The 12,794-nt window shown below is 48.4% G+C and carries 9 protein-coding genes; 5 read left to right on the top strand and 4 right to left on the bottom strand.

Translation table 11 applies throughout. The features are described from left to right. Positions 1–63: 63 nt before the first annotated feature. Complete coding sequence (locus tag Q3C19_RS17150) at positions 64–798, bottom strand: NADPH-dependent oxidoreductase (RefSeq protein WP_277122418.1); 735 nt, start codon at positions 796–798, stop codon at positions 64–66. Between the two features lie 342 nt (positions 799–1,140). Here Q3C19_RS17150 and Q3C19_RS17145 point away from each other — a divergent pair, with 342 nt between their 5' ends. From Q3C19_RS17145 to folB, 3 genes are all read left to right on the top strand, one after another. Continuing rightward, positions 1,141–3,678, top strand: a complete 2,538-nt coding sequence (locus tag Q3C19_RS17145; protein WP_277122420.1) for an adenosylcobalamin-dependent ribonucleoside-diphosphate reductase — start codon at positions 1,141–1,143, stop codon at positions 3,676–3,678. Between the two features lie 132 nt (positions 3,679–3,810). After that, positions 3,811–6,513 (top strand): 4-alpha-glucanotransferase, encoded by a 2,703-nt coding sequence (locus Q3C19_RS17140; protein ID WP_302730978.1) that lies wholly within the window; start codon positions 3,811–3,813, stop codon positions 6,511–6,513. Between the two features lies 1 nt (position 6,514). Beyond that, complete coding sequence (gene folB / locus Q3C19_RS17135) at positions 6,515–6,892, top strand: dihydroneopterin aldolase (protein WP_277122424.1); 378 nt, start codon at positions 6,515–6,517, stop codon at positions 6,890–6,892. Positions 6,893–7,107: 215 nt separating this feature from the next. On the opposite strand, the gene Q3C19_RS17130 is transcribed toward folB, so the two are convergent. The 3 genes from Q3C19_RS17130 to mtaB are packed head-to-tail and all read right to left on the bottom strand — an operon-like array spanning position 7,108 to position 10,410. Next, entirely contained in the window at positions 7,108–8,145 is a 1,038-nt protein-coding gene (locus Q3C19_RS17130; protein ID WP_302730975.1) for a glycosyltransferase, read from the bottom strand. Continuing rightward, a complete protein-coding gene (locus tag Q3C19_RS17125; RefSeq protein ID WP_022163933.1) occupies positions 8,138–9,037 on the bottom strand; it encodes a lysophospholipid acyltransferase family protein in 900 nt (299 codons plus the stop codon). Before Q3C19_RS17125 ends, Q3C19_RS17130 begins: the two co-directional genes overlap by 8 nt. 53 nt (positions 9,038–9,090) lie before the next feature. Beyond that, a complete protein-coding gene (mtaB, locus tag Q3C19_RS17120) occupies positions 9,091–10,410 on the bottom strand; it encodes a tRNA (N(6)-L-threonylcarbamoyladenosine(37)-C(2))-methylthiotransferase MtaB (RefSeq protein ID WP_071150831.1) in 1,320 nt (439 codons plus the stop codon). A gap of 89 nt (positions 10,411–10,499) precedes the next feature. Between mtaB and Q3C19_RS17115 the strand changes: the two genes are divergently transcribed. Next, positions 10,500–12,173 (top strand): long-chain fatty acid--CoA ligase, encoded by a 1,674-nt coding sequence (locus tag Q3C19_RS17115; protein WP_022163931.1) that lies wholly within the window; start codon positions 10,500–10,502, stop codon positions 12,171–12,173. 181 nt (positions 12,174–12,354) lie between these two features. Then, complete coding sequence (locus tag Q3C19_RS17110) at positions 12,355–12,570, top strand: hypothetical protein (protein WP_277122432.1); 216 nt, start codon at positions 12,355–12,357, stop codon at positions 12,568–12,570. Positions 12,571–12,794 lie beyond the last annotated feature (224 nt).

The raw sequence follows: 12,794 nt of genomic DNA, 5'->3' as shown, positions 1-12,794 counted from the left end.
AAGCGTGATTTGCGGGAATTTGTTTTTCCTTCTTGTAAGAAGTTTGAAGAGGGTAATAGAAGTTTAGAAACCTTGTTGTTTCATTACTTCCCAAAGTTTTTTAGACATAGCTTCGGCATCTTTCTTAGTGTAGCGTACGTCTGTAAATACTTGAGCCAAGGTTTCTTTTTTGTTTTCTTCTATATATTTTTTGTTCTCGTCCAGCGATTCCTTGTAGGCATACAGGCGGTCAATGTCGGAAGGAGTATAATCGTGGTAGACTTCTTTGTGTATGATGGCTTCGAGTGGCAGACGGTCGGTTTGTGCAGGCGTTTCGTCGGGCCAGCCTACAGTAATAGTAGTAAGCGGGAATACTAATTCCGGTAATTCTAAGGCTTCTACAATCATGTCGGGGTTGTAGGTTGTGGTTCCCAGATAGCAGATGCCTAGGCCTTTTTCTTCGGCGGCTACACAAAAAGTCTGTGCTGCGAGCAGAGTGTCGACGGCTCCGGTTATAAACCATTCGAAGTTATTGTAGCCAGGTTGTGCTTTGCGTTGCTCGCACCATTTGCTGAAACGGCGTAAGTCGATGCAGAAAGTTAGTACGACGGGTGCGTTTTGCACCATAGGTTGGTTGAAATGTGCTGGTGCCAGACGGGCTTTTCGCTCAGCGTCTCTTGTTACAATTACGCTGTAAACTTGCATGTTTCCAACAGTAGAGGCTCGAAAGGCTGTTTCGAGTAAATCATTTAACAATTCGGCGGGAATATCCTTTGGCTGGTATTTCCGTATTGTTCTTCTTTCTTTTAGGCTTTCCATATTTTGTCTTTTTTCTGCAAATATAAGAAAAGAATTATAGAAGTTGTTCACAGCTCCTGTTAATATCTTCCTCCTTTTTTAGAAAAGTATAATTATTCTTTGGTTTTATACATATATCTTTTCCTTTTTGGAAAACTTTTCTTCTTGTTGAAAAAGATAAGTTGTTTATAATCAGATGTGATTCTTCTCTAAATGGAAAACTTTTATTCTGTTGATAAAATGTTCGCTTTTTATTTTGCTGAATAGAAAAACATTCATAGCTTTGCATCCGCATTTGTTGACGATAAGTACGACTTCTACACAAATACTTATAGCAGATAAATCTAAGAAAATACAAATATAGTGGAAAAGAAAGTTTATTCTTATGAAGAAGCTTTTGAAGAATCTTTACGATACTTCCAAGGTGATGAGTTGGCTGCCAGAGTTTGGGTAAACAAATACGCAGTCAAGGACTCTTTCGGTAATATTTACGAAAAATCTCCGGAAGACATGCATTGGCGTATAGCTAATGAGGTGGCTCGTATTGAGGCCAAATATCCGAATGCGTTAAGTTCAGAGGAACTGTTCGCTTTATTCGATCATTTCAGATATATTGTTCCTCAGGGAAGCCCGATGACTGGTATTGGCAATAACTATCAGGTTGCTTCTTTGTCCAATTGTTTTGTGATTGGTGTGGATGGAGAGGCTGATTCTTATGGAGCTATTTTTAAGATTGATGAAGAGCAGGTTCAGCTGATGAAACGTCGCGGTGGTGTGGGACATGATTTATCACATATTCGTCCGAAAGGTTCACCGGTTAAAAACTCTGCTTTGACTTCTACGGGTTTGGTTCCTTTTATGGAACGTTACTCAAACTCTACACGTGAAGTTGCTCAAGACGGACGCCGGGGAGCCTTGATGTTGAGTGTCTCTATCAAGCATCCTGATTCGGAAGCATTTATAGATGCTAAGATGACCGAAGGTAAAGTAACAGGTGCTAATGTGTCTGTGAAGTTGGATGATGCTTTCATGGAGGCTGCTATTGAAGGAAAACCTTATGTTCAGCAATATCCTATAGACTCGGTTAATCCTATATTTAAGAAAGAAATCGATGCTTCGGCGTTGTGGAAGAAGATTGTGCACAATGCATGGAAGTCGGCTGAGCCTGGTGTGCTTTTCTGGGATACTATTTTGCGGGAATCGGTTCCCGATTGCTATGCAGACTTGGGTTATCGTACAGTATCGACCAATCCGTGTGGAGAGATTCCGTTGTGTCCCTATGATTCTTGTCGTTTGCTTGCCATTAACCTGTATTCGTACGTGGTGAATCCGTTTAAGCCTGATGCTTATTTTGATTTTGAATTGTTTAAGAAGCACGTGGCTTTGGCGCAACGCATTATGGACGATATTATCGATCTGGAGTTGGAGAAGATCGAAAAGATTTTGGCTAAGGTAGATTCAGATCCCGAATCGGATGATGTAAAGCGTACGGAGCGTGTGTTGTGGGAGAAGATTTATAAGAAGAGTGGACAGGGACGTCGTACCGGAGTAGGTATAACGGCTGAAGGTGATATGCTCGCAGCTTTGGGATTGCGTTACGGAACTGAAGAAGCTACCGAATTCTCGGAAAAAGTTCATAAGACTATTGCTCTGAGTGCTTATCGCTCTTCTGTTGAGATGGCCAAAGAACGTGGAGCTTTCGAAATATACGATACTGAACGCGAGAAGAATAATCCGTTTATCAGTCGTTTGCGTGAGGCTGATCCTGAATTGTATGAGGAGATGGCTAAATATGGCCGTCGTAACATTGCCTGTCTGACGATTGCTCCTACAGGAACAACCAGCTTGATGACGCAGACCACTTCGGGCATCGAACCGGTATTCCTTCCCGTTTATAAACGCCGTCGTAAAGTAAATCCTAATGATACGAATGTTCGTGTCGACTTTATTGACGAAACAGGTGATGCTTTCGAGGAATACATTGTTTTCCATCCCAAGTTTGTAACATGGATGGAAGCACAAGGATATAATCCGGCAAAAAGATATACGCAGGATGAGATTGATGCTTTGGTTGCCAAGTCTCCTTATTATAAGGCTACTTCTAACGATGTAGACTGGCTGATGAAGGTCAAGATGCAGGGACGCATTCAGAAATGGGTAGACCACTCCATCAGTGTAACCATCAATTTGCCCAGCGATGTAGATGAGGAACTTGTCAATCGTCTGTATGTAGAGGCATGGCGTTCCGGTTGTAAGGGATGTACGGTTTACCGTGATGGCTCTCGTTCGGGCGTGCTGATTTCTACAAAGAGCGATAAGAAAGAAGAACTTCCTCCTTGCAAACCGCCTACGGTTGTCGAAACGCGTCCTAAAGTGTTGTATGCCGATGTCGTACGTTTCCAGAACAACAAGGAAAAATGGGTGGCATTTGTCGGTTTGCTCGACGGGCATCCTTACGAAATCTTCACCGGTGTGCTGGACGATGATGAAGGAATTATTTTGCCGAAGAACGTTGTTTCGGGACATATTATAAAGAATGTCGATGAAAACGGAGTGAAACGTTACGACTTCCAGTTTGAGAACAAACGAGGATACAAAGTTACAATTGAAGGCTTGTCCGAGAAGTTTAATAAAGAGTATTGGAACTATGCCAAACTGATATCTGGTGTGCTCCGCTATCGTATGCCAATTGAACAGGTGATGAAACTTGTCAGCTCGTTGCAACTGGATAGTGAAAGCATCAATACTTGGAAGAACGGTGTGGAACGTGCTTTGAAGAAGTACGTAACTGATGGCACGGAAGCCAAAGGCAAGAAATGTCCGAACTGCGGTAATGAAACACTTGTTTATCAGGAAGGCTGTCTGATTTGTAAAACTTGCGGCGCATCGCGTTGCGGATAAAGAACCGGAATGAAGCAAACGTTTGCATAGGATTTTAAAAGGCTTGGATAACAATAGCTGCATGATTATGATTTATAATTTTTATACTTGCATAATCGAATGCAGCTATTGTCGTTTCTAAATCTAATATATATGACGCTATCATTTAATATTGAGTATCGCACCAATTGGGGAGAAGAAATCAGAGTCCTGGGCTCTGTCCCCGAACTGGGTGAAAACCGGCCAGAAGGAGCAATTCCCTTGAGCACGGTTGACGGCATTCATTGGACAGCAGAAATAGAAATCCGGATGCCGGAAAATGGCAGCGTGCAGTATGGCTATCATGTATATCGTGAAGGTAAGTCTGTACGTGCCGAATGGAACAGTCTGCCGCGTGTGTTACACGTGTCGGGCGCTGTTGCTGAAAAAGTTTATAACTTGTATGACTGTTGGAAGGATCTGCCCGAACAACAGTATTTTTATACTTCTGCATTTACCGAATCTTTGTTGGCACACAGAGAGCGTCAGGCTGCTGTAACAAGTCACGAGCGCAGTATCCTGATCAAGGCTTATGCGCCTTGTATCGATGCCGACCATTGCTTGGGTATTTGCGGCAATCAGAAAGCATTGGGCAATTGGGATCCTGATAAGGCTATCCTGATGACTGATGCTGATTTTCCCGAATGGCAGATTGACTTGGATGTCGAAAAGCTGACTTTCCCTTTGGAATACAAGTTTATTTTGTACAATAAGAAAGAACAGCGTGCTGTAGCCTGGGAAAATAATCCGAACCGCTATCAGGCCAATCCGAAGATGGGACCGTGCGAGACATTGGTTGTAGGCGACCGTTACGTTTACTTCAACCTTCCGGCATGGAAGGGAGCAGGCGTAGCTGTGCCCGTATTCTCGCTTCGTTCCGAGCAGAGTTTTGGTGTGGGTGACTTCGGTGACCTGAAACGTATGATAGACTGGGTTGTAAAGACCAGTCAGAAGGTTGTGCAGATTTTGCCTATCAATGATACAACCATGACGCATACGTGGGTCGACTCTTATCCTTATAACAGCATCTCCATTTATGCTTTCCATCCGATGTATACTGACCTGAAGCAGTTGGGTAGTCTGGAGGATGCCGGACTGATGGCCGACTTCGAAAGACGGCAGAAAGAACTCAACGCTTTGCCTGCTGTGGACTACGAGGCCGTAAACCGTGCCAAGTGGGACTACTTCCGTCTGATATTCAAGCAGGAAGGCGAGAAGGTTTTGGCTTCGGACGAATTCAAATGTTTCTTCGAGGCCAACCGTGAGTGGTTGCTTCCTTATGCAGCATTTAGCTATCTGCGCGATACGTACGGCACACCGAACTTCCGCGAATGGCCCCGTTATCAGGTGTACAAGGCCGATGAAATCGAGGCGCTTTGCGATCCTGCTTCCGAGGTGTATGCAAGCATTGCCATCTATTATTACATACAGTTCAATCTGCATAAGCAATTGCTGGCAGCTACCGAGCACGCCCGTGCACATGGTGTAGTGCTGAAAGGTGACATTCCTATCGGCATCAGCCGCAACAGTGTGGAAGCCTGGAAAGAACCTCACTATTTCAATCTGAACGGACAGGCCGGTGCTCCGCCCGATGATTTTTCGGTGAACGGGCAGAACTGGGGATTCCCGACTTACAATTGGGATGTGATGGAGAAGGACGGTTATGCATGGTGGATGAAACGTTTCCGCAAGATGTCCGAGTACTTCGACGCCTATCGCATTGACCATATTCTTGGCTTCTTCCGCATTTGGGAGATACCGATGCATGCCGTACACGGGCTGTTGGGCCAGTTTGTGCCTGCCCTGCCTATGTCGCGCGAGGAAATCGAAAGCTACGGTCTGCCTTTCCGCGAGGATTTCTTCCTGAAACCTTATATACATGAGTATTTCTTAGGTCAGGTGTTCGGTCCGCATACCGATTATGTGAAGCAGACTTTCATCGAACCGACTGATACGTTCGAGATATATCGCATGCGTCCTGAGTTTGATACTCAACGCAAGGTTGAGGCCTATTTTGCTGGAAAGACCGATGCCGACAGCATCTGGATACGCGACGGACTTTATTCGCTGATTAGCGACGTACTTTTTGTCCCCGACCGTAGCGATCCGTATAAGTATCATCCGCGTATCGGCGTGCAGCACGATTTCGTTTACCGTGCACTGAACGATTGGGAGAAAGCAGCTTTCAACCGTCTGTACGACCAGTATTATTATCGCCGTCACAACGAGTTCTGGCATCAGCAGGCTATGAAGAAGTTGCCGCAACTGACGCAGTCGACCCGTATGCTGGTTTGTGGCGAGGACTTGGGTATGATTCCCGATTGCGTAGCTTGGGTAATGAACGACTTGCGTATCCTTTCGCTCGAAATACAGCGCATGCCGAAAGATCCGGCACAGGAGTTCGGACGTCCCGACTGGTATCCTTACCGTTCTGTATGTACCATTTCGACCCATGATATGTCCACCCTGCGTGGCTGGTGGGAGGAGAACAGCCAACAGACGCAACGCTACTTCAACTCCGTGTTGGGACGGTATGGCACGGCACCGGCCGAAGCTACACCGGAAATCTGCGAGGAGATAGTGTGCAACCATCTGTACGGCAACTCCATTCTTTGCATCCTTTCTTTGCAAGACTGGTTGTCGATAGACGGCAAGTTGCGTAACCCCAATGCGCAGGAAGAGCGCATCAACGTGCCGGCCAATCCGCGTCATTACTGGCGCTATCGCATGCATCTGACGCTGGAACAGCTGATGCAGGCCGACGGACTGAACGAGAAGATTAAGAGTCTGATTGCAAATACCGGTAGAAACTGTTAAGATGAAAAGTTATATTTTTCTCGACGACCTTTGCTTTTATGCTCATCACGGTGTGGGCGGACAGGAAACTTTGGTGGGTAATGAGTTTACTGTGAGTTTGCGTCTGAAAGTGGACGTTGCCCGTGCGGCGGCTACCGACGAGGTGGATGATACGGTCAGCTATGCCGACGTTTATCAGTCGGTGAAGGCCGAGATGGATGTCCCTTCCAAACTGTTGGAACACGTGGCAGGCCGGATTGTAAAGCGGCTGTTTGCCGATTTTCCGCAGGTGGAGCAGATTGAACTGAAACTCGCCAAACGCAATCCGCCGATGGGTGCCGACATCAAGGCAGCAGGTGTGGGGCTGGAGTGCGGACGCGCTGACTGCCCGCTGCTCTGAGTGTTCAGAGGCTGGCTTTGAATGCCTGGAGAAAGCTATATCAGACTTTGTTTTTCAGCCTATAAATACGGCTCGTGAACCATGCAAGTGTGGTTCGCGAGCCGTACTTGTGTTGCTCGTGAGCCGTGCAAGTGTTTCTCGCGAGCCATGCAAGTGTCTCTCACGACCGTGTAAAACAGCATCTGTACGTCGTGTCAGGAGGGGTAAGAACGCCCTTATGCCGGGCGGATATTCATCAGTCGGACGAAGGTCTTTTTGCCTTGCAGGTAGAAGGCTTTCAGAATGCTCTGACCAATCCGTTCGTGAATCTGTGTCAGCACGGCTTTCTGCTGGTTCTCTTCGCGCGAAGCAGCAAAATCCTTGCGCAGGGCGTGGTAGGCACGGCGGGCACGGAGGACGGCCATTGCGTTGGAACCCTGCAGTTTCAGCAGGAAGTTCAGTGCGGCTACATAGTCGAGTAGGGTGCGGATGCGCATTACGTTCTTCAGTTCGCCTTCGGGCAGGTTCTTGTAAAGCATCAGCAGGTTGTTGCGGAAGTTCAGGAAGGTTTTGCGCGGGTTTTCCTTGGTCAGCGTGGCACCTCCCAGGTGGTAGACTACGCTCTGGGGGATACATACCAGTTCCCGGCCACGTGCACGCAGTCGCCAGCACAGGTCTATCTCTTCCATATGGGCAAAGAACCGTCCATCCAGTCCGCCGGCTTCGCGGTAATCCTTCAGACGGATGAACAGGGCGGCACCGGTAGCCCAAAATACGGGAGCAATGGTATCGTACTGACCGTTGTCGGCCTCGACTGCCCCCATGATGCGCCCTCGGCAGAAGGGGTAACCGTACTTGTCGATGTATCCGCCGGCGGCTCCAGCGTATTCGAACAGATCTTTCTGCCGCAGACTCCTGATTTTAGGTTGGCAGCCCGCTACTTCGGGGTGGGCGTCCATGTACTCGGCCAGCGGGGCAAGCCAGTGTTCGGTGACTTCGACGTCGGAGTTCAGCAGGACGACGTATTCGGCCTCCACCTGCTTCAAGGCTTGGTTGTAACCGTCGGCAAAACCGTAGTTGCGGTCCAGCGTGATGAGGCGGACGGTGGGAAATTCGCGGCGTACCGTCTCAACGGAATCGTCCGTCGATCCATTGTCGGCCACATAGACTGTGGCTCCGTCGGCCTCGGAATAGGACACTACGGAGGGCAGGTAGGAGCGGAGCATCCCGCATCCGTTCCAGTTCAGAATGACGACTGCTATTTTCTTATCCATGTTGTATGACGTCTTCACGTTTCAGTTTCCAGCGTTTGTGCGACCAGAACCAGTAGGGCGGGTCGCGTCGGATGGTTTGCTCCAGCCTTCGGGCGAAGCATTCGGTTATCTCGCCGTCGGCAGTTTGCTTGGGCGTTTCGGTGATCAGGTCGAAGATAACTCGGCAGTGTCCCCGCTTCTGGCGTATCAGTTCGCAATAGAAGACGGGAAAGCCCATCATCCGGGCAATACGTTCGGCTCCGTCCATGAACACGGTGTCCTGATGGAGGAACGTAGTCCAGTAGTGCGCTTCGCTGCGGTTGGGCGACTGGTCGGTAATCAGTCCCACGGCCATGCGCTTGTGTTCGCGGCGCAGCTTTATCATTTCGCGCGCCGTGGAGTGTTTGGGCACGTTGTATCCGCCGAAGCGCGAGCGGATGCGTTTGAACATTTCGTCCAGATAGGGATTGTGCAGAGGTTTGTATACTTGTACCGGAAGGTCGCCGGGTTGCATGATGGCTCCCATTCCGATAATCCATTCGAAGTTGGCGTAGTGGGGAATCAGGAGCACAATGCCTCCGTATTTGTCTATCATGTTAAGATACTCTTCCTTGTTTTCGTAAGTCATGCGCCGGGTCAGCTCTTCGAAGGAGATTCGCAGGGTTTTCACTTCTTCGAGCATGTAGTCGCAGATGTAGTGGTAGAATTTGTTTTCTATCTCTTTCAGCTCTTCGGCGCTTTTTTCAGGGAAGGAGTTGCGCAGGTTGGTGCGGACCACCTTCCGCCGGTAGTGGATGACGTGCTGCATCAGGAAGGCAAGTCCGTCGGACAGAACGTAGATGGCTCTGAAAGGAAGCAGGGCCAGCAGCCACATTCCGGCATAGGTCAGCAGATATATAAGCTTCGATTTCACGGTTGGATGTTTCAGTTGTTCTTAAAATTCAGGTTCGAAAGCTGGCGGTTGGTTTAAAGTTTGATTTGTCCCAGCAAGGCGGTACCGTCTTCGTTGAAGTTGCCCAGCGTGATGGGAATCACCTGATTGTCGAGGCGATCGTCGTGGGGCACTTCCACACGTATGTAGTTGGCCGTGAAACCATGCATGGGGGCACCGGCCTTGGAACGTTCCAGCAATACGGGCAGGGTTTGTCCGATGTGGCGTGCGTAGAAGGCATGCGTCTTTTCGTCCGACAGCTCCAGAAGTCGTTGGCTGCGGCGGTGTTTCTCCTCGGGCGGGACGATGTAGTCTATCTTCAAGGCCTGTGTGCCGGGGCGCTCGGAGTAGCTGAATACATGCAGCTGGGTGACGTCCAGACTACGGATAAACTCGTACGCGCGTTCGAAGTACTCTTCGGTTTCGCCACGCGTACCTACTATTACGTCCACACCGATGAAAGCATCGGGCATCACTTCCTTTATTTTCCGTACTTTGGCGGCAAACAAGGCGGTGTCGTAGCGTCGGCGCATCAGCTTCAGCACTTCGTCGCAACCCGATTGCAGGGGAATGTGGAAGTGAGGCATGAAGCGTTTCGAACGCGACACAAAGTCGATGATTTCATCGGTCAGCAGGTTGGGTTCGATGGAGGAGATGCGGTAGCGTTCGATGCCTTCTACTTCGTCCAGTGCTTTCACCAGGTCGAAGAAGGTTTCACCGGTCGACTTCCCGAAGTCGCCAATGTTGACACCGGTCAGCACTATTTCACGTCCGCCCTCGGCAGCGGCCTGGCGTGCCTGTTCCACCAGCGATGCGATGCTGCCATTGCGGCTGCGTCCGCGTGCGAAGGGGATGGTGCAGTACGAACAGTAATAGTCGCATCCGTCCTGTACCTTGAGGAAGAAGCGTGTGCGGTCGCCCCGCGAGCAGGAAGGGGCAAACGTGCGGATGTCTTTCAGTGCCGAGGTATGGGCTTCGCCGTGTGCATGTTTTTGCAGGTCACCCAGATAGTTCAGCACGTCTTTCTTCTGTTCGGCACCCAGCACTACGTCCACACCTTCGATGTCGGCCACGGTGTCGGGTTTCAGCTGCGCGTAGCATCCGGTCACCACCACAAAGGCACCCGGGTGTTGCTTGATGAGCCGGTGGATGGCCTGCCGGCATTTCTTGTCGGCCACTTCCGTCACCGAACAGGTATTCACTACACAGATGTCGGCCTTTTCCCCCTTGCGTGCGGTGCGTATGCCCGCTTCGCGCAAGATGCGGCCGATGGTCGATGTTTCGGAAAAGTTCAGTTTACAGCCCAGTGTATAGTAAACTGCTGTCTTATCCTGAAATATAGTTGTATCTATCATAAACTTATAAAAAATCACTTTCAGGTCGCAAATATACATATTATTCATCTAAAATTCCTATTTTTGCACACTCATCAATTATCTGTGCAATGATACAAGAAAATTTCATCAAGCTGTACGAACGCAGCTTCCGCGAGAACTGGGATCTTCCGTGCTACACCGATTATGGTGAAGACACAACTTATTCGTATGGCGACGTGGCTCGCGAGATAGCCCGTCTGCATCTGCTGTTCAAGTATTGCCAGCTGAGGCGTGGCGATAAAATAGCCATCATCGGAAAGAACAATTCGCGTTGGTGCATTGCCTATATGGCCGTCATTACCTACGGAGGAATTGTGGTGCCCATTCTGCAAGACTTCAGTCCGAACGATGTACATCACATTGTCAATCACTCCGAGTCGGTCTTCCTTTTCACAAGCGACCTTATTTGGGAACATCTGGAGGAAGAACGTCTGGCAGGGCTTCGGGGTGTTTTTTCACTTACCGACTTCCGGTGCCTGTACCAGCGTGACGGCGAAACCATCCAGCTCTTCCTTAAACACCAGAACGAAGAGATGGACAAACACTATCCTAATGGTTTTCATAAAGAAGATGTCATTTACACAGAATTGAGTAATGACAAAGTGATGTTGCTCAACTATACTTCGGGTACAACCGGCTTTAGCAAAGGAGTGATGCTGACGGGCAACAATCTGGCAGGCAATGTGACTTTCGGTATCCGTTCACAGCTGTTGAAGAAAGGCGACAGGGTATTGTCGTTCTTGCCCTTGGCACATGCTTACGGCTGTGCATTCGACTTCCTGACGGCTACAGCTGTCGGAACCCACATCACACTGCTGGGTAAGATTCCTTCACCGAAGATCCTGATGAAAGCATTCGAAGAAGTGAAGCCCAATCTGATCATTACCGTGCCGTTGGTCATCGAGAAGATTTATAAGAATGTCATTCAGCCCATCATCAATCGCCGCAGTATGCGTTGGGCACTTAACATTCCCTTGCTGGATAGTCAGATTTATGGCCAGATCCGTAAGAAGCTGGTCGATGCGCTGGGAGGACGTTTCAAGGAAGTCATCATCGGTGGTGCTGCCATGAATCCCGAGGTGGAAGAATTTTTCCATCGCATTAAGTTTCCTTTCACCATCGGCTACGGTATGACCGAGTGTGCGCCGCTCATCAGTTATGCCCCGTGCGAAGAATTTGTTCCGACCTCATCGGGCCGGGTACTCGATATTATGGAAGCCCGTATCTGGAAGGAAGATCCGGAGGCTAAATACGGAGAAATCCAGGTGCGTGGCGAAAACGTAATGGTGGGCTATTACAAGAACCCCGAAGCTACCCGCGAGGCATTTACCGAAGACGGCTGGTTGCGTACCGGCGACCTTGGTTTGCTCGACGAAAAGGGCAACCTTTACATTCGCGGCCGCAGCAAGACGATGATTCTGGGTTCGAACGGGCAGAATATCTTCCCCGAAGAGATAGAAGCACGCCTTAACAACCTGCCTTTCGTGTTGGAGAGTCTTGTAATAGAGCGCAACAAGAAACTGGTTGCACTGGTTTATGCCGACTACGAAGCACTCGACTCGTTGGGACTGAACCAACCGGATAACCTGAAAGCCATTATGGACGAAAATCTGAAGAGTCTGAACGAAAGCGTAGCCGCTTACGAGAAGGTCAGCCAAATCCAGCTTTACCCGACCGAATTCGAGAAAACACCCAAGCGAAGTATTAAAAGATACCTCTATAATAGCATTGCTGTAGAGTAATATGTTTTTTAACATATAAAGAATATCCTCATATACAGTCATTTGCGAAAAGTTACAGAAAAACTTCAAAAAAAACTCTAAAAAAAATGGGTGTTTGGAGAACAACATATTTAAAAAGTGCATACCTTTGCAGCGTTTTAATAAAGCAAATGATTGTATTACGTTTTAAAAAGTAAAGGAAATGAAAAAATTAGTTTTGATGGCAGCAGCTATCGTAGCAGTATCTTTCGCATCTTGTGGTAACAAAGCAGCTAACGCTGAACAAGCAGCAGCTGATTCTATCCGTATCGCTGATTCAATCGCAGCTGTTGAAGCAGCCGCAGCAGAAGCTGAAGCAGCAGCCGCAGCAGCCGCTGACACTACTGCTCAAGATAGCGCAGCAGTTGTAGCTGAATAATTTTAGCACAACCTTAAGAGAGAATTGAAAGTCTGACGTGCGAAAGCACACCAGACTTTTTTTATTTTATATATCCTCGATGTAGCCCTGTCGGGACGATGCGGCGAAAAGGGCATATTTTTTTCCAGTTAGGAAAGTTTTTTTTCCTAACTGGGAAAATTTTTTTTTCTAACTGGGGAATTTTTTTTCTCTAACTGGGGAAAAAACGGGGGATTTCAGGGACG

This window comes from Bacteroides sp. ET489, from assembly GCF_030518095.1.
In the GTDB taxonomy this organism is placed as follows: Bacteria; Bacteroidota; Bacteroidia; order Bacteroidales; family Bacteroidaceae; genus Bacteroides; species Bacteroides ndongoniae.
The sequence above is the reverse complement of the archived record's forward strand: the minus strand, read 5'-3'. Positions and strand labels throughout refer to the sequence as shown.

Coding starts and splice junctions, on each gene's coding strand:
- Q3C19_RS17140 (WP_302730978.1), top strand. CDS start 3,811: ATGACGCTATCATTTAATATTGAGTATCGCACCAATTGGGGAGAAGAA.
- Q3C19_RS17110 (WP_277122432.1), top strand. CDS start 12,355: ATGAAAAAATTAGTTTTGATGGCAGCAGCTATCGTAGCAGTATCTTTC.
- Q3C19_RS17115 (WP_022163931.1), top strand. CDS start 10,500: ATGATACAAGAAAATTTCATCAAGCTGTACGAACGCAGCTTCCGCGAG.
- mtaB (WP_071150831.1), bottom strand. CDS start 10,410: ATGATAGATACAACTATATTTCAGGATAAGACAGCAGTTTACTATACA.
- Q3C19_RS17150 (WP_277122418.1), bottom strand. CDS start 798: ATGGAAAGCCTAAAAGAAAGAAGAACAATACGGAAATACCAGCCAAAG.
- Q3C19_RS17130 (WP_302730975.1), bottom strand. CDS start 8,145: ATGGATAAGAAAATAGCAGTCGTCATTCTGAACTGGAACGGATGCGGG.
- folB (WP_277122424.1), top strand. CDS start 6,515: ATGAAAAGTTATATTTTTCTCGACGACCTTTGCTTTTATGCTCATCAC.